Source organism: Mycobacterium sp. IDR2000157661 (genome assembly GCF_022317005.1).
Classification (GTDB): Bacteria; Actinomycetota; Actinomycetes; order Mycobacteriales; family Mycobacteriaceae; genus Mycobacterium.
Genome location: NZ_CP081005.1, coordinates 124508 through 139882 on the forward strand (window position 1 = coordinate 124508; position 15375 = coordinate 139882).

Below are 15375 nucleotides of genomic sequence, written 5' to 3' on the forward strand. Positions count from 1 at the left end.
CTTAGCGGTGACAGCCCGGCGCACCGGATTATTCGTCACAGTGACGTATTAATGCGTGGGCGGGGGTTGTGGCCGAGGGGAGCGCCCCGCGGGCAGGGCGAGCGCGATGGCAAGCGCGGTATTGACGCGGGCCATGGTGGCCGGCGACAGCGCACCGAGGTAGTCGCCGAGTTCGTCTTTAGCGAGCGTTTCGATGTTGTCGGCGTTCGCGTAGCCGGTCAGCGGATCGCTGCTGGCGAGTGCCACCCAGGTTGGGAGCCGGCGGGACGTGGTCGTCAGTCGGATGGCGACCACGTCGGCGGTGTGGCGGTTGCGTTGGTTGTTGGACACGATCAGCCACGGTTTGGCGCCGTAGCCGAGATCGCAGCGATACACCTGGCCTCGCGCCGGGGTCACGGTCACTCGCTGACCGCCTGGCGTCGGTTACGCCGGGCGCGCGCGGCCGCGCGCTCGGCGACGGATTCGTATGGATACGAGGGATTCTCGGCAACCGCGGCGGCGTAGGCCGCGTCGAGTTCCTGCTCGCAGACGTGGTCCCAGAGACGGTTGATGGCGTCCACGATGGCGGCATTGCTGCTGCGGTAGTGGCCCTTTCCGACAATGTCTTGCAGGCGCTGATGTGTGGACGCATCGAGTCGCAATCGTGTGGAGTATTCTTCCGCCATAGCCTTGATGGTACCACGCCATGTGCGTCTCAGCGGTACCTACTTCCGGTACCATTCACCGGTACCGATAACATCCGTATGGTCAACCAGTAAATGGGCACGTGCGGGGGAGCACCCTCCAGGGCGTCAGTCCAGGAGGCGTGGTATCTCCGAGCCGTCATCGGGTGTCAGTTGCGGTATCGAGACGGTGAGAAGCGGTTGGAGCTGCTCGCAGCGGCGCCGGTCGGGTCTGCGCGGCCGCTCGGCTTCGCCAATCGCGCCTGCAGTGGCCTTCGCGAAATAGCTTGCGGTGCTGAATTATTCGAGTCCAATGCGTCACAGTGACGAAAAGAGCCGCTATGTGGGGCCCAATTATCACCGCTCCCGCAAGCGCGAGGCCGCCGCGTCGTAAGGACGGTCCAGCAGAACGTCGTGCCACGTTGGCGTCGTGACATTCTTCATGTCGGACATATACGGCCCGGAGCGCCCGCAGCGACTCGACATCGTTATCGAACATTCGCTGGTGACCAACCCGCTCCTGTCACCAATAGTGCTGTCCATCAGCATATTACGTCATACGTCATGGATAATCTCTATTATCCATGAATTTGGTTCGCCGACGTCCCTACGCCCCTCGATTCGCTATCGGCCCAACGTAGGTGTGAAAGTGCTGCGGGCTGAGTGCCGTCCGGCGCGGCCGCAAATCACCAATACGGACAGAATCGCTACTCGAGCACGCAGATGCAAGTCAGAGTGTGAGTTATGCCCGACGACGTGCCAGAGGTCAAGACGTATTCGCTCACGGAAGTCGCGAAGATGGTTCTCCCGCCGGAGATGACGGATGGTGTGCGCTGGCTATCCCGTCGGTTGAACCGTGGCGAATTGTCGGGATACCGCGTCGGTCGTACCTGGCGCATGACGCTTAAGGACGTTGAAGGCTTGATCGAGCAGCACCGGGAGCGTCCCCTACCGGGGATGCGACGGGACAGCGGACCGATCTTGTTTCTTGCTTGACGCCAACTTCGCGCCGGCGACTGAAGCGAGGCGTTGTCGATTGATGGTCATAGACTTACGGAGTTTGCAGCGTGATTGTTGGCCAAGACGTCTGTCCGTGGCCATGTGAAAGTCCCCATTGGTGGCCAGGTGTAGGTCCCCACTGATGGCCAGATAGATGTACCCATTGGTGGCCAGGTAGAAGTCCCCACTCCCTTGCGTGTCGTGTCGGTCCGGGGAGCTCGTGGCCTGGGCGGTGACGGTGATTGCGCCAACAGTCACTGCACCGCCCAGGGAGTTCCATTGAAGTCTGCAAGGGAGCGTATGAACATCATCTCGACCTATCGGGAGGTCGGAACCTATCGGGGGGCCGCCGAGTTGTGCGGCACCACCCACAAGACGGTCAAGCGCGCGGTTGAGCGCGCTGAGGCCGGTGGGCCGCCGGAGCGGGAGCCGCGGCCGCGCAATTTCGATGCGGTGCGCGACTTGGTGGCCGAGCGGGTGGACAAGTCGCGGGGCCGGATCTCGGCCAAGCGGTTGTTGCCGATCGCGAAAGCGGCCGGTTATGAGGGATCACCGCGCAACTTTCGTCGGCTGGTAGCCGAACAGAAAGCGTTGTGGCGCAACGATAATCATCGTGGCCGTCGCCCGGCTGTGTGGTCGCCGGGTGAGTATCTGGTGATCGACTGGGCCGAGGTCGCGCCGGGTTTGTTCGCTTTCTGCGCGGTGCTGGCGTTCTCGCGGTGGCGATTCGTGCGGTTCGCCACCGATCAGAAAGCCTCCACCACGCTGGCGATGATCGCCGATGCGCTGGCCACGATCGGCGGGGTCCCGGCCAAAGTGTTGGCCGATCGGATGGGCTGTCTGAAGGGTGGGGTGGTCGCCAACGTGGTGGTGCCCACCGCTGACTATGTCCGATTCGCCACCCATTACGGCTTCCGCCCGGATTGGTGTGAGGCCGCTGACCCGCAATCGAAGGGCATCGTGGAGCACCTGTGCGGCTACGCGCAGTCCGACCTGGTGGTACCGCTGCTGACCGAGGCGGCCGTGTCGGGTGTGCCGGTGAGCATCTCCGCGGCCAACGCGGCCGCGGCCACGTGGTGCGCGGAGGTCAACGCCACGGTGCACTCAGAAATCGTCGCGGTCCCCGACCAGCGCCTGGCGGTCGAGCGCGAGCTGTTGGCGGCGCTGCCATCGCTGCGCCCCGAGATCGGTGCGGCCTCGGTGACCCGCAAGGTCGATCGGCTCTCCTGCATCCGCTACGGTTCGGCGCGCTACTCGGTGCCCACCCGGTTGATCGGGGCCAGCGTGAACATCGTCATCGATCACGGGGCGCTGGTGGTGGTGGAGCCGGGCACCGGGGCGATCGTGGCCGAGCACGAACTCGTCGCACCCGGGGAGACATCGATCCTCGATGCGCACTACGACGGTCCCAGGCCTGCGCCCAGCCGTGGGCCGCGCCCGAAAACCACAGTGGAGCACCAGTTCTGCGCTTTGGGTGAGGATGCGCAAGCGTTTCTGGTGGGTGCCGCCGCGATCGGCAACACCCGCCTGGGTGCTGAGTTGGAGACCCTGCTCGGGCTGGGTGCCGCCCACGGCGAGGCCGCGCTGACCGCGGCGCTGCGGCGGGCGGTGGCGTTCGGGCGGTTCCGCGCCGCCGATGTGCGCCCCATCCTGGCCGCCGGCACCGCGCCGCAGCCCCGCCCGGCCGGGGATGCGCTGGTGCTGGATCTGCCCACCGCGCCGACGCGGTCCCTGGACGCCTACAAGATCACCCGCACGCGTGACGGGGACGCCTCATGACGACCACAACTGACACGAAACCTGTTGCGCCCAAAACGATCCCGCCGCTTGCTGCGGATCTGGATGCGGGGTTGCGCCGGCTCAAGTTAGCGACGGTGCGCCGCACAGCGCCTGAAGTGCTGTTGACCGCCAAGACGCAACGCTGGACTCCCGAGGAGGTGCTGCGGACCCTCGTCGAGGCTGAGATCGCTGCCCGCGATGCCTCCAACACCGCCAACCGGCTCAAGGCCGCCGCCTTCCCCGTCGTCAAGACGCTGGAGGGCTTCGACGTCGCCGCCTCGTCCATCCCGCAGGCCACCATCGACTACCTGTCGAGTCTGGAATAGATTTGGGCACAACATAATCTGGCGATTATCGGTCCGCCGGGTACCGGCAAGAGCCACGTCTTGATTGGGCTGGGTCACGCCGCAGTGCATGCCGGCCACAAGGTGCGTTACTTCACCGCCGCCGACCTCGTGGACACCCTCTACCGCGGCTTGGCCGATAACACCGTCGGCAAGATCATCGACACCCTGTTGCGTGCCGATCTGATCATCATCGACGAGGTCGGGTTCGCCCCGCTCGATGACACCGGCACCCAGCTACTGTTCCGGCTCGTCGCCGCCGCCTACGAACGCCGCTCACTGGCGGTGGGCTCTCATTGGCCCTTCGAGCAATGGGGCCGGTTTCTGCCCGAGCACACCACCGCGGCCAGCATCCTGGATCGGCTCCTACACCATGCCAGCGTCGTCATCACCGACGGCGAGTCGTTCCGCATGCGCCACGCCCAACACAAGCGAGGTGAACGCCCCTGAACTAACCTCAACCCCTGCAAGGGGGTGGGGACTTTTCCTGGCCACCAGCGGGGACTTCAACTTGGCCACGAACAACGTCAATGTTGATGTGGCTGTTGATGTTCGGTCATCCGCGAACTGAAATGCGCTGCTCAGCGCACCCCTTCCCGGTGGAGCTGCCGGGAATTGAAACCGGTGTGCAATCAAGGCTGACCTGCGAAAACAATGGCTGCGACGACTTGAGACAACGCGAAACGACGCGGCGTGCCGTGCGCATTTAGCCAAGCGTGTTGATGGCATCAACAGCCATCGCCGGCCAGCGAACCTTCGTCCGCGAACGGACTTACAGTCCGCGTCTCTCGGTCCTTGTTCCGACAAGCAGTGTTGGTTACGGCGGACGATGCTCGTCAATCGCGCGAAGAACAAGCATGGCTCCGCCCATCTGCGGCGCAGCCATGTGGCAGAGGAATTAGAACCCTACCCAGTGATGCTGGCTGAGTAGGTGTATCCGGCGGCCGACTGCCGCAGCTGCCAGATCTGCGCCGGGCACAGCTCGTTGACCGCTTGGTTGATGAGGTAGGCGCCCTGGTAGTAGTCCGAGGTCCGGAAGTCGGCCTTCACCTGATCGACGAGTTGCGCATAGTTCATCTTCGCGGCGACCCGGTCGCAGATCGTCCTGCCGTAGCCGATCGCGGCCTCGGCGTTCGGGAAGTTGTAGCCCGGCCGGACATGAACGTTGACGAGATAGGCCACGGTGTCGGCGCCGGCCGGCGGGGCGATGACGCCGAGGACGGCGGTAGCCGCCGCAACTGCCACGAACACGCGCTTCATGAGCGAAGAGCCTATTCCGTGTTCGCGCCGAACGCGTCGGCGAAGCTGGCGTTGCCCATGCTCTCCCTCTGGCTGGCGTCCACCGCCGCTAGGAGGCGAGAGTTTTCGATGACGATCATCTCCACGTCGCGCCCGTCGTCGGCATAGTGGCGATGCCAGATCCACGGCGGCGTATACACGAAGCTGCCGGCGCTCCACCGCACGCGTTGATCGCCAATTTCCGACCAGCCCGAGCCATGTTGCACGAAGTGGATCGACTCATGTACGTGTCGATGAAGGTCGCTAGCCTCCCCCGCGGGAATCTTCTGCAGAAAAATCTCAATAGAGCGAGCGGGTATTCGCAGGAGCAACCCAATTTGCGATGGGCTTGCAGTCTGGATCCAGTGCGCCTCGGCGGAGCTAACGACGAGATGCTTCTCCCCCACGTGCTGGCTGTCGCGACCTCCTGCTCGCGCCATACTCTTGGCGAATTCGTCTAACTCGTCACGGGATAGAGTCATTCAACGGCCTCCTTCGGGTATTCCTTCGCTTAGTCAGCAGAGTTCTCGACCTGCCATGAACGATGGCCCTTGGTGGACAAGGGTCCAACGGAACTCTGAGTTTGGTCATCATTGATTATCTCGCCGGGCCGATAGATTCGTTGCGATGACCACAGAGGCGTGTAGGGGTCAATGCAGGGAACGCACCCGTCACCATTCCTCCGCTTTGACTCATTGGGGCTTGCCGTACACCGCCACGACAACGGTGCGGTCGACGGAATTCTCTGACCAGACCCCGATCCGGGTGTTCGAGCAGTCGGACATGACTGCGAGATCGACCGGATCGTGATACCACTGGTTAATCAACTCGATACCGCTGAACGCGAGCGCGGGATTGATGGCCACGGTCTCTGACACCGCGCCGCTAAATCCCGCGGCCTCCGCCCGCTGCTGTAGCGTAGAACCATCCGATCCGACATCGCCGTTGACGTTGCGGTTGGTCAACGCATCGCGTGCGTGCCACTGCGCAGCGAGCTGGAGACTCGGACTAATCTTGATGTCGCTCACGCAGCCCGCTTGGCGTTGAATGGTGTATACGTTCGCTACTACGCCGTCATTGAGGCGCTTGTTATCGCCATGTGCGGCGGGCGTTATCAGTAGTGCTTGCACGCCAAGCACCGCAACGATACCTACCGTGAGCGTCAAAGGGTGTCGGAGGCGGCGGCGGCCTGATGGCTCTCTGACCATCTTCATTGCGCCCGGGTTCGGTCGCCGGGCGTCGAGTTGATCACCGCGGGGCCGCTTTTCGTGGGTCGAGTTACACACAAGAAACATCCCTATGCCGTAGTCTGCCAAGATGCCGCCTGCAGCCTCGTCACACTGATCGAAAATGGACGGGATCCAATCAGCGGCGACCGGCGGCTCAGCGAGAATTGAGCTCACCGCGGCACTTCGATGAATGCGCCATGAATGCCGTGCGGGATACGGGTCATACGAACCAAAAATCCTCGTCTCCTTCGCTGCCCCGGCTATGGTGCAGCCCGGATTATCGACGCCGCTACAGGACATCTCGGGACTGTTCTTGCGGGAGCCGTTGAACCATGTAAAGCCGGCTGTAGCCTCACGGCTCAAGCCAATCGCGGCGTCGTTGAGACGGGTCCACACCGCGACTGCAAGACCATACGGAGTTGCATTAGCCAGGCTGATCGCCTGAACCTCATCGTCAAATTCCTTCAACGTGAGCACCGAACCGAATATGTCGTCCTGCATGTCCTGAACAACGGCGGATGCCGGTTCAAGGGTGGCAACAATCGTCGAAGCGGCGAAGTAGCCGGGTAATCCATCGGGTTGGCTCGGCTCCCCTCCGCTGAATTTCGTTCCCTCGGTCCTGGCGATGTTCCGGCACACTTCTTCGGGCTGAGCGTGGGAAACCAGCGGTCCAGCCTGGGCACCGATTTTGCGGGGATTTGCGACGACGATCATGCTGACCTTGGTCCTGGAACTTGCCGTTGCGTCATGAAACTTGGAGACGTACACGAGGATTCGCTGCATGCCCTAAAGATCTGCCCGTCGGTGATCACCGAGGCCGCCTGCGATGCCGATAGCGCCGCCAAGGTCAGCATTGACGAAGATCAGCGACGCGTCCATCACACGAGAGTGCCATGCGCATCCGCTCCTCGAGCGCGGCAATGCTGAGCCCGAACGTGTGCAAGACCCGCAGCTGGCCGCCACCGGTGTGGTCGATGTCAAACACGGCATAGTCGGTGTACACCCGATTGACGCATCCAAGTCCGGTCAGTGGATAGCTGCACGAAGGAACCAATTTAGCGGTTCCGTCCTTCGCGAACAGCGTCATCATGACCAACACGCTCTTCGCGCCGATAGCAAGATCCATCGCGCCGCCGACGGCGGGTATGGCGTCAGGCGCCCCGGTGTGCCAGTTGGCGAGATCCCCGCGCTCGCTGACCTGAAACGCGCCGAGAACACAGACATCGAGATGACCGCCGCGCATCATGGCGAAGGAGTCGGCGTGGTGGAAGTAGGATGCCCCAGGGGTTTCGGTAACCGGGATCTTGCCGGCGTTCGTCAGATCCGGATCGATTGCGTCGCCGATCGCCTCCCCACCCATCCCGAGCATCCCGTTCTCGGTGTGCAACACGACCCCCGCGGCGGGGTCCAGGAAGTCAGCGACCATAGTGGGCTGCCCGATGCCGAGGTTCACGTACGAACCCGCGGGGATGTCGTGGGCGATCATCGCGGCGATCTCCCGACGGTCCAGCGGGCCCCGGTCGAGGTGCTCGACACAGGCGCGGGTCGATGCGTCGACTGTTCTCGTCACGAGGCTGCCTCCGTGGACGTCTCGGGAATTGCGGACAGGTCGAGGACGCGGTCGACGTAGATGCCGGGCGTGACGACCGTCTCGGGGTCGATCTGCCCGGTGTCGACGACGCGGGAGACCTCGACGACAGTAAGCAATGCCGCGGTCGCCATCACCGGGCCGAAGTTTCGCGCGGTCTTGCGGTACAACAGGTTTCCGGCCTGGTCCGCTACGTGCGCCCCGATGAGCGCCACATCTCCGAAGATCGGGTACTCCAGCACGTAGTCGCGGCCGTCGATGGTGCGGATCTCCTTGCCCTCGACCAGTGGCGTGCCAACCCCCGTCGGGCAGAAGAATGCGCCGATGCCGGCCCCCGCCGCCCTGATCCGTTCGGCCAGGTTGCCCTGAGGGACCACCTCGAGGTCGACCTTGCCCGCCCGGTAGAGCGCGTCGAACACGTACGAGTCGGCCTGTCGGGGGAAGGAGCAGATGACCTTGGTGACCCTGCCCGCCGCCAGCAGCGCGGCCAGGCCGGTGTCGCCGTTGCCTGCGTTGTTGCTGACGATGGTGAGGTCGGCGGCACCCTGTCGAATCAGCGCATCGATGAGCGTGGTGGGCATGCCCGCCATGCCGAACCCCCCGACGAGAACCGTTGCACCGTCTTCGATTCCAGCGACGGCATCCTCGGCACGGTCGCAGACAACGGTGCGACTCATGACGGCGCACCTGGGTGCTCGTCAAACTCCGGCAAGACCTCGGCGGCTATGCGGAAGGCGGAGTTGGCGTCGGGAACTCCGCAGTAGATCGCGGTTTGCAAGAGCAGCTCTTTGATCTCGTCGTTGCTCAGACCGTTCCGGCGGGCCGCCCGCAGGTGCATCGCCAGTTCCTCGTGGTGGCCGCGGGCGACCAGCGCCGTCAGCGTGATCATCGAGCGGCTGCGGAAGTCGAGACCCGGGCGGGTCCAGATGCTGCCCCAGGCATACTGCGTAATCATGTGCTGGAAGTCGGCGGTCAGGTCGGTGGTACCGGCCACTGCCCGGTCGACGTGCGCATGGCCCAGCACCTCCCGCCGTACCGCCATTCCTGCACGGTGCACGTCTTCGAGGGTCTTGCTCGGGGGCTGCGGAACACCGACGATCTCTGCGATGAGGCCGGCCACGCGCTCCGGCGCTTCGGCGGGGGCCAGGTGTCCGACGCCTTCGAGCACCACCAGGTCTCCGTCTTTTACGTCGGAGGCGATGCGCCGCAACGATTCCGGCGGCGTGGGGCTGTCAGCGCTACCCGCAACGGCCAGGACCGGAGTGCCGATCTCGGACAACCTATCGGTTACATCAAACACTGCTAACGCTTCGCATACCTGCGCATAGGACTCCGCATCGGTGTGACTCAGGGCATCCAGCAGCGCCGAGGCGGTCCCCGGCTCGCGGTCGACAAAGCCCGGCGCGAACCAGCGCTCGGCCGCGCCGGTCAGCATCGTGTCGACACCGCCGGCGCGGACGGTAGCGGCACGTGCGAGCCAGCCGTCCGGGGTGCCGATGGCGGCGCCGGTGCACAGCAGGGTCGCCGAGCTGACCCGTTGCGGAGCATCGAGCAGCAGCTGCAGACCGACGCATCCACCCACCGAATCACCGGCGTAGTGGAATGTCTCCACGTTAAGGTCGTCCGCGATCACCAGCACCGCTGCCGCGAGGTCGGCGATGGTGAACGGGTGGGCCCGACGGCCGCGGCCGTGACCGGGAAGGTCCCATCCGACTACGCGCACATGATCGACCAGTCGTTGCGCCACGCCTGTCCACAGGGTGGCCGTCGTTGTCCCCAGCGAGGGGCCCAGCAAAAGCAGCGGCCCGTCGTCGGGTCCGCCGAGGTGGATGGCGGTGAGAGGCGGATTGCTCATGGCGCGTCCTTGACGAAGCGGCAAGCCCGGCCGAGTGTCGAGTCGATCAGCCGATCCGCGGCGCCGGTGTAGCCGGGTAGCGCTGCACGACCTGTCAGCTCGGTCATCGAGCGCTGTTCGGAAAGCAGGCTTTCGGCGGCGGCCAGATTGGCCGCGGCGCGCGGCGGGTCGACACGGAGGCCGGACAGGAGGTCGGATGTGTGCGCGGCGGCGACGACGGTGTGGCGGGCCAGCGTCCGCAGGGTTGCCCATTCTGTGTGCCAAGCGCCGTCGGAGCGTTCGTCGACGGTCGCGCCTGCGGCGGTGTGCAGGATGCTGCCAAGGGGTCCGGCGGTGAGCGCGGCGCGGCGGATCAGCACCGAGCGGACCGGGTTGTTCTTGTGCGGCAGCGTCGACGAGCCGCCACCATGCCCCTCAGCCAGCTCGCCGATCTCGGGCCTACAGCCCGTCGTGACGTCGGTGGCGATGTGGCCCCAGGCGTCGCAGCAGCTCACCAGCGCGTCGCCGATCCGGGTGACCTGCCACCGGGTGGTATGCCAGGGCGGGGTGGGCGCCAACCGCAGCGTGGCGGCCAAGCCGTCACTGAGAGCGATGGCCCCCTCGACGGATCCGGCCAATTCGGTTGCGGCTGCGAGCGATCCCACCGCGCCACCGACCTGCGCCGGCAACGACGCCATCAGCCCCGCTATGGGCTCGGCGGCGTCGAGTACACCGGTCAGCCAGCGGGCGAACTTGGCGCCGAGGGTGCTCGGCAGTGCGGCCTGGGTCAGCGTGCGGGCGAGTGCCGATGTGTCACGGTGAGTTTCGGCCAGTTCGGTCAGCGCCCGTACCTGGATGGCGAACTCGTCGCCGAGGCGGATCAAGACGTCACGCGTGCAGAGCATCAGTGCGGTGTCGACGACGTCCTGACTGGTCAGCCCGCGGTGCACCCAGCGGGCCGTTGGTTCCGCCGAGCGTTCCCGCAACACCAGCACCAGGGCGGAGACGGGATTGCCGTCCGCGCCAGCGCGCCGGGCGATCGTCGCGGCGTCACCGTCGGCGAGCAGGATGGTCAGGTCCGCCCGCGCCTGCCGGGGCGCGATGCCCGCATCGACGAGTCCATCCAGCCAGGCTTGTTCCACCGCGACCATCGCGGACAGGAATGCGCCGTCGCTCATCAGGTCGCCCGCGAGATCGTCGCCCGGCCAGAACAGATCGATCATCGTTGGTGGCCCGGGTAACGCAGAAAGACCGTCTCGGGCTTGTCCGGGGTGTCCTGCAGTTGGATGTCGAAGCGTAGACCGGTTTGGTCGCGGGTGGCGATGAGCGTGTCACGACGCTCGGGCGTAAGCGTGTTCAGCAGCGAATCGTTCTCCAATTGCTCGCCGGGAATGTAGGCGCGGGTGAACAACCGGTTCAGCAGTCCCCTGGCGAACACGGTGATCGAGATGAACGGCGCCACAACGGGTTCGGTGACACCGGGGATGACGGTGGTAAAGGTGTACCGCCCCGCTTCATCCGTAGTGGCACGACCCCACCCGGTGAAGGTCCAGCCGTCTCGGTGCAGGGAGCCGCTGGCGTTCGGGATGCTGCCGTCGGCGTCGGCCTGCCAGATCTCCAGCAGCGCGTCGGGTAACCCCCGGCCGTCGGCGTCTGCGACGACGCCGTGCAACTGAACAGCGTTCGGCGAACCGGGCGGCACCAACTCGTTACACCTGTCGAAGGGCAGTGCATAACCGAAGAACGGTCCGACGGTTTGGCCAGGGGTGGCCGGCAGCAGCGTGGACATCAGCGGTGGGCTCCGCGGCCGAGGTTCTCGATTGGGGTGCGCGCCGACCCGGTCAGGACGACGTCCCATCGGTAGCCGGTAGCCCATTCGTGGGTGCTGAGTTCGTGATCGTAGCTGGCCACCAGCCGGCTGCGCGCCTTCTGATCCGGGATCGCCTGGAAGATCGGATCAAGGCCGAGAAGCGGGTCGCCCGGGAAGTACATCTGGGTGACCATTCGCTGCGTGAATTCCGTGCCGAAGAGCGAGAAGTGGATGTGTGCGGGCCGCCACGCGTTGCGGTGGTTCTTCCACGGATACGGCCCCGGCTTGATCGTGGTGAACCGGTAGATGCCGTCCTCGTCGGTCAGACAGCGGCCGGCGCCGGTGAAGTTGGGGTCGATTGGGGACGGGTGCTGATCCCCCTTGTGGATGTAACGCCCGCCGGCGTTGGCCTGCCAAATCTCGACGAGCTGGCGCCGCACCGGCCGCCCTGCGCCGTCGACGACCCTGCCGGTCACCACCAGTCGTTCGCCGATGGGTTCACCCGAGTGCTGAACGGTGAGGTCGGCCTCCAGCGGGTGAACGTCGCGTTCGGAGAAGCACGGCGTCCATAGCTCGACCCCTTCCGGGTCGGCGTGGTGAAGGTCCCTTGTCGGATGCCGTAGCAGGCTGCTCCGGTAAGGCGGATAACTCAGGCGCGGCTGCGTCTCCTCGACCCCTGCACGCTGGTAGGCGGACTCGATCGCACCGATCTCCGCGCTGATCTCCGGCTGGCTCGCTACGGCGCCGTCGGGATTGCTGTCGATCAACGCTGCCACGGCGCCTACGGTACCGACGACGTTGAGACTGGCGAACGGTAGAATTCCACTGAGCGGAAAGGCCATCCACAATTGGCAGGGAACACTTCGACGCCGGGAACCACTGTCACCTCGCGTTTGCTGAACATTCTCGGCGCCTTCGACGAGCGGCATAACAGCCTGACCCTGTCCGAGTTGGCCCGCCGGGCCGGACTGCCGATTGCCACCACACACCGCCTTGCGGCCGAGTTGGTCGCCGGCTCGGCATTGCAGCGCCGCGCCGACGGTCAGTACGTGGTGGGCAGGCTGGTCTGGAACGCGGGATTGCTGGCGCCGGTGGAAGGCCAATTGCGCCAGGTGGCTGAACCGTTCTTGTATGACGTATACGCGGCGACCCTTGCCACCGTGCACCTGGCCGTGCGCGATGGCGACGAGGTGCTGTACCTGGAACGGATGATGGGCCGGACATCTGTCCCGATTGTCAGCACCGTCGGCAGCAGGCTGCCGATGCACTGCACCGGCGTTGGCAAGGTGCTGCTGGCCCACGCGCCGGAGGACGTTAAAGACCGAGTGTTCGCCACCTTGACTCGCATCACGCCGTACACCATCGTGTCGCCGACCGTGCTGTCTTCGCAGATGCAGCGCATCCATCGTGAAGGAGTGGCCAGCACGAGCGAGGAGATGTCGCTGGGTGCATGTTCGCTGGCGGTGCCGGTCATCCGTCAGACCGACGACGCCGTAGTCGCCGCGATCGCCGTGGTGGTACCGACGCTGAAGCGCGATCGTCAGCGGCTTCTCGGCGCCCTGCAGGTCGCCGCGCGCGGCATTGGGCGACTGCTATGACCCGTCAGGCGCCGTCGTAGCCGTTGAGACAGAATCTCTCGACCGGGCAAGCTTTCGCGGCGGCCGCAACCTAGGTCGAAGTGCCACACGTTAGGCGCGAACCGGAGTCCGCGCAGCGCTTACTGGATAGACGCCAACGAGTCTCCCCGCCAATGATTTACAGAAAGCCGGCGCACTCCGCAGCTTCGAATATTCAGCGAGGGAGGCGGTTCCGCCCACCCTCAAACCCTCAACAGCCGAACTATCGCCGAAGGAATTGCAAAGAACATGACCACCACGACACCGCTGGGATCCGACGCCAGGGCGTGGGCCGCCGAGAACCTTCGAGGCTTCTATATGTGTCCTGTCACGCCCCTCACCGACGCGTTCGAGCTGGACGAAGAGGGTCTGCGGCAGAATATCGACGCGTTTGTGGAGATGGGGTGCACCGGCCTTGTCGTCGGCGGGTTTTTCGCCGAGGGATGGAACATGACACTGGCCGAATGGCAGCGTTACCACGAGGTAGTCGCCGATGCCACCGCCGGCCGCCTGCCCTTGTTCACGATCATTCTGGACCATTCGGCGTACCAGGCGATCGAAAAAATGCGGTTCGTGGAGTCCCTGGGCTTCACCGGCGCCGAGATCATGAACCCATCGGTGCAGCTCAAGACCGACGACGACGTGGTCGACTACTTCGACTTCGTGGCGCCCGCCACCGGGCTGGCGCTTGTGCTCTACCGGACGCCGGTATCCGGTTTCGTGTATAGCCACGACGCAGTCGCTCGGATCGCCGAGCACTCCAACGTCGTTGGGATCAAGAATGGCACTTTGAGTTGGACCGACAGCATCGCATTGCGCCGCCGCTTCGGGGACCATCTTGTGATCAGCGAGCCGAATGAGCGCTATTGGGCGCATGATGCTGCGCTCTTCGGGGGTCGGGTGCTTTACGGGGAGCTCTCCCTGATCCTCTACGGGAAACGGCGGCAGGAACTGCACCACTACACCGACCTTGCGTTTGCTGGTGAACTCGCGGGGGCGCTACCTGTGTCGGCGAAGGTGGACGCAATTCGCCAGGTGTACGAAGAGGTGCTCATCGGCCGCATCGCAGCAACGGGTTCCTACGTCGCGGCCATGCCCTATCTGAAGGCGTGGTTCGAACTGTTGGGGCTGCGTGCCGGCCCGGTGCGACCGCCCGTCAAGGCCCGGCTGTCTGCTCCGGAGCGGGAAGTCCTGCAGGAGAAACTGACGACCGCCGAGGCCATTTGATGCGCGTCCTAATCCTGGGCGCTGGTGGGCTCGGATCTGTCTTGGGCGGATATTTGGCGAACATTGGCGTCGATGTCACCCTGGTCGGCAGGCCGGCGCACGCCGAGGCCATCACGCGCTACGGTCTCCGAATCACGGGCCGTCGGGGCGACCTGGTGATTACTGATAACTTGACGGCGGTCGACCAGACAGCAAAAGTTACGGGGCATTTCGATTACCTGGTGTTGGCGGTGAAGGGCAAAGATACCGCGCAGGCCCTGGCGGAGGCCGACGGGTTGCGTGATTTCGTGAGCAGCGCGTTGTCGGTGCAGAACACCGTCGAAAAGGATGCGACGCTCGCCGGGTGGCTTGGGCCCGACAGGGTGATCGGAGCCTCCACCATCGAGGGCGGCACCTTGCTCGAACCGGGCCTCGTCAGAAATCACCTTACAGCTGAGGTGACCGCTTACTTCGGCGAACTTGACGGAACATCTAGTGCGCGCGTCGACGACTTGACGGCTGCCTTCACCAACGCCGGCCTTCCTGCAAAGGCGGTAGGCAACATCGAGCAGGTCGAGTGGGAAAAGCTCGCCCAGATCGCGTTGGCGGCCGCGTGGTCGGTCACGGCGCTGGGCGCAATCCCTGACGCCTCGGTCTTCGAGGGCATGGAGGTGCGCGAGGGAGCGATGTACTTCGTCGCGCTGGCAAAGGACCTTCTTGGGGTCTACCGGGCGAAGGGTTACGAGCCGATGAACTTCTTTGCGCCTCTCTCCCGCCTGAAGGAACTCGATGCCCTTCCGACGGCCGACGCGATCGAGTTTGTCATCGGGCAAGGCAGAGTAATGCGCGAGAAGGGAAACCTGGGACACCCCTCGATGTACGAGGATGTTCTGCGACGACGTAAGACCGAGGTCGACTTCATGCTGACGCCTTATCTCGCCGCCGCTCAAGAACTGGGCATGGATGTACCGACACTGCGAGTCGCCTACCAGATCATCAAGACCGTCGACCGATTCCTGGCCTAGCGATG

At 64.6% G+C, this 15375-nt stretch carries 16 protein-coding genes and 2 pseudogenes; 6 read left to right on the forward strand and 12 right to left on the reverse strand.

Annotated features, from left to right (window positions below; translation table 11 throughout):
* Positions 1 to 48: 48 nt before the first annotated feature.
* The gene (locus K3G64_RS00600) at positions 49 to 396 is read right to left on the reverse strand and encodes a type II toxin-antitoxin system PemK/MazF family toxin (protein WP_238884887.1); all 348 of its coding nucleotides are present in this window, start codon (positions 394 to 396) and stop codon (positions 49 to 51) included.
* Positions 397 to 398: 2 nt separating this feature from the next.
* The gene (locus tag K3G64_RS00605; RefSeq protein ID WP_238884726.1) at positions 399 to 665 is read right to left on the reverse strand and encodes an antitoxin; all 267 of its coding nucleotides are present in this window, start codon (positions 663 to 665) and stop codon (positions 399 to 401) included.
* Positions 666 to 1406: 741 nt separating this feature from the next.
* Here K3G64_RS00605 and K3G64_RS00610 point away from each other — a divergent pair.
* The 3 genes and pseudogenes from K3G64_RS00610 (at position 1407) to istB (ending at position 4234) form a co-directional block, all read left to right on the forward strand.
* Positions 1407 to 1658, forward strand: coding sequence for a helix-turn-helix domain-containing protein (locus K3G64_RS00610; RefSeq protein ID WP_238884728.1), 252 nt, complete (start codon positions 1407 to 1409; stop codon positions 1656 to 1658).
* Positions 1659 to 1940: 282 nt separating this feature from the next.
* The gene (gene istA / locus K3G64_RS00615) at positions 1941 to 3440 is read left to right on the forward strand and encodes an IS21 family transposase (RefSeq protein WP_238884730.1); all 1500 of its coding nucleotides are present in this window, start codon (positions 1941 to 1943) and stop codon (positions 3438 to 3440) included.
* A pseudogene (gene istB, locus K3G64_RS00620) lies at positions 3437 to 4234 on the forward strand (IS21-like element helper ATPase IstB). Before istA ends, istB begins: the two are co-directional and overlap by 4 nt.
* A 456-nt stretch (positions 4235 to 4690) precedes the next feature.
* Here istB and K3G64_RS00625 read toward each other — a convergent pair.
* The 10 genes and pseudogenes from K3G64_RS00625 to pcaH form a co-directional block, all read right to left on the reverse strand.
* Positions 4691 to 5044, reverse strand: coding sequence for a DUF732 domain-containing protein (locus K3G64_RS00625; protein ID WP_011891521.1), 354 nt, complete (start codon positions 5042 to 5044; stop codon positions 4691 to 4693).
* Between the two features lie 11 nt (positions 5045 to 5055).
* The gene (locus K3G64_RS00630; protein WP_011891522.1) at positions 5056 to 5544 is read right to left on the reverse strand and encodes a cupin domain-containing protein; all 489 of its coding nucleotides are present in this window, start codon (positions 5542 to 5544) and stop codon (positions 5056 to 5058) included.
* 210 nt (positions 5545 to 5754) lie between these two features.
* On the reverse strand, positions 5755 to 6348 hold the full coding sequence (locus tag K3G64_RS00635) for a CAP domain-containing protein (protein WP_238884888.1): 594 nt from the start codon (positions 6346 to 6348) through the stop codon (positions 5755 to 5757).
* A 273-nt stretch (positions 6349 to 6621) separates the two neighbouring features.
* A pseudogene (locus K3G64_RS00640) lies at positions 6622 to 7074 on the reverse strand (aldehyde dehydrogenase family protein); the annotation flags it as partial.
* Positions 7075 to 7138: 64 nt separating this feature from the next.
* Positions 7139 to 7861, reverse strand: a complete 723-nt coding sequence (locus K3G64_RS00645; RefSeq protein WP_238884732.1) for a 3-oxoacid CoA-transferase subunit B — start codon at positions 7859 to 7861, stop codon at positions 7139 to 7141.
* On the reverse strand, positions 7858 to 8556 hold the full coding sequence (locus K3G64_RS00650; RefSeq protein ID WP_238884734.1) for a 3-oxoacid CoA-transferase subunit A: 699 nt from the start codon (positions 8554 to 8556) through the stop codon (positions 7858 to 7860). Before K3G64_RS00650 ends, K3G64_RS00645 begins: the two co-directional genes overlap by 4 nt.
* Positions 8553 to 9734, reverse strand: a complete 1182-nt coding sequence (gene pcaDC / locus K3G64_RS00655; RefSeq protein ID WP_238884735.1) for a bifunctional 3-oxoadipate enol-lactonase/4-carboxymuconolactone decarboxylase PcaDC — start codon at positions 9732 to 9734, stop codon at positions 8553 to 8555. The genes K3G64_RS00650 and pcaDC overlap by 4 nt, the downstream gene beginning before the upstream one ends.
* Complete coding sequence (locus tag K3G64_RS00660) at positions 9731 to 10936, reverse strand: lyase family protein (protein WP_238884737.1); 1206 nt, start codon at positions 10934 to 10936, stop codon at positions 9731 to 9733. The genes pcaDC and K3G64_RS00660 overlap by 4 nt, the downstream gene beginning before the upstream one ends.
* Entirely contained in the window at positions 10933 to 11502 is a 570-nt protein-coding gene (gene pcaG / locus K3G64_RS00665; RefSeq protein ID WP_238884738.1) for a protocatechuate 3,4-dioxygenase subunit alpha, read from the reverse strand. The genes K3G64_RS00660 and pcaG overlap by 4 nt, the downstream gene beginning before the upstream one ends.
* On the reverse strand, positions 11502 to 12299 hold the full coding sequence (gene pcaH, locus K3G64_RS00670) for a protocatechuate 3,4-dioxygenase subunit beta (protein WP_238884739.1): 798 nt from the start codon (positions 12297 to 12299) through the stop codon (positions 11502 to 11504). The genes pcaG and pcaH overlap by 1 nt, the downstream gene beginning before the upstream one ends.
* A 72-nt stretch (positions 12300 to 12371) precedes the next feature.
* Between pcaH and K3G64_RS00675 the strand changes: the two genes are divergently transcribed.
* The 3 genes from K3G64_RS00675 (at position 12372) to K3G64_RS00685 (ending at position 15370) form a co-directional block, all read left to right on the forward strand.
* Positions 12372 to 13121 carry an IclR family transcriptional regulator gene (locus tag K3G64_RS00675; protein ID WP_238884740.1) on the forward strand — a complete coding sequence of 250 codons (750 nt, stop codon included), beginning with the start codon at positions 12372 to 12374 and terminating at the stop codon, positions 13119 to 13121.
* 267 nt (positions 13122 to 13388) lie between these two features.
* On the forward strand, positions 13389 to 14366 hold the full coding sequence (locus tag K3G64_RS00680; RefSeq protein WP_238884741.1) for a dihydrodipicolinate synthase family protein: 978 nt from the start codon (positions 13389 to 13391) through the stop codon (positions 14364 to 14366).
* Positions 14367 to 14407: 41 nt separating this feature from the next.
* The gene (locus tag K3G64_RS00685; RefSeq protein ID WP_238884743.1) at positions 14408 to 15370 is read left to right on the forward strand and encodes a ketopantoate reductase family protein; all 963 of its coding nucleotides are present in this window, start codon (positions 14408 to 14410) and stop codon (positions 15368 to 15370) included.
* Positions 15371 to 15375: the final 5 nt, after the last annotated feature.

Excerpts from the sequence above, each read along its gene's own strand:
- K3G64_RS00605 (WP_238884726.1), bottom strand. The coding sequence starts at position 665 with ATGGCGGAAGAATACTCCACACGATTGCGACTCGATGCGTCCACACAT.
- K3G64_RS00610 (WP_238884728.1), top strand. The coding sequence starts at position 1,407 with ATGCCCGACGACGTGCCAGAGGTCAAGACGTATTCGCTCACGGAAGTC.
- K3G64_RS00625 (WP_011891521.1), bottom strand. The coding sequence starts at position 5,044 with ATGAAGCGCGTGTTCGTGGCAGTTGCGGCGGCTACCGCCGTCCTCGGC.
- K3G64_RS00630 (WP_011891522.1), bottom strand. The coding sequence starts at position 5,544 with ATGACTCTATCCCGTGACGAGTTAGACGAATTCGCCAAGAGTATGGCG.
- K3G64_RS00650 (WP_238884734.1), bottom strand. The coding sequence starts at position 8,556 with ATGAGTCGCACCGTTGTCTGCGACCGTGCCGAGGATGCCGTCGCTGGA.
- pcaDC (WP_238884735.1), bottom strand. The coding sequence starts at position 9,734 with ATGAGCAATCCGCCTCTCACCGCCATCCACCTCGGCGGACCCGACGAC.
- K3G64_RS00660 (WP_238884737.1), bottom strand. The coding sequence starts at position 10,936 with ATGATCGATCTGTTCTGGCCGGGCGACGATCTCGCGGGCGACCTGATG.
- pcaG (WP_238884738.1), bottom strand. The coding sequence starts at position 11,502 with ATGTCCACGCTGCTGCCGGCCACCCCTGGCCAAACCGTCGGACCGTTC.
- K3G64_RS00680 (WP_238884741.1), top strand. The coding sequence starts at position 13,389 with ATGACCACCACGACACCGCTGGGATCCGACGCCAGGGCGTGGGCCGCC.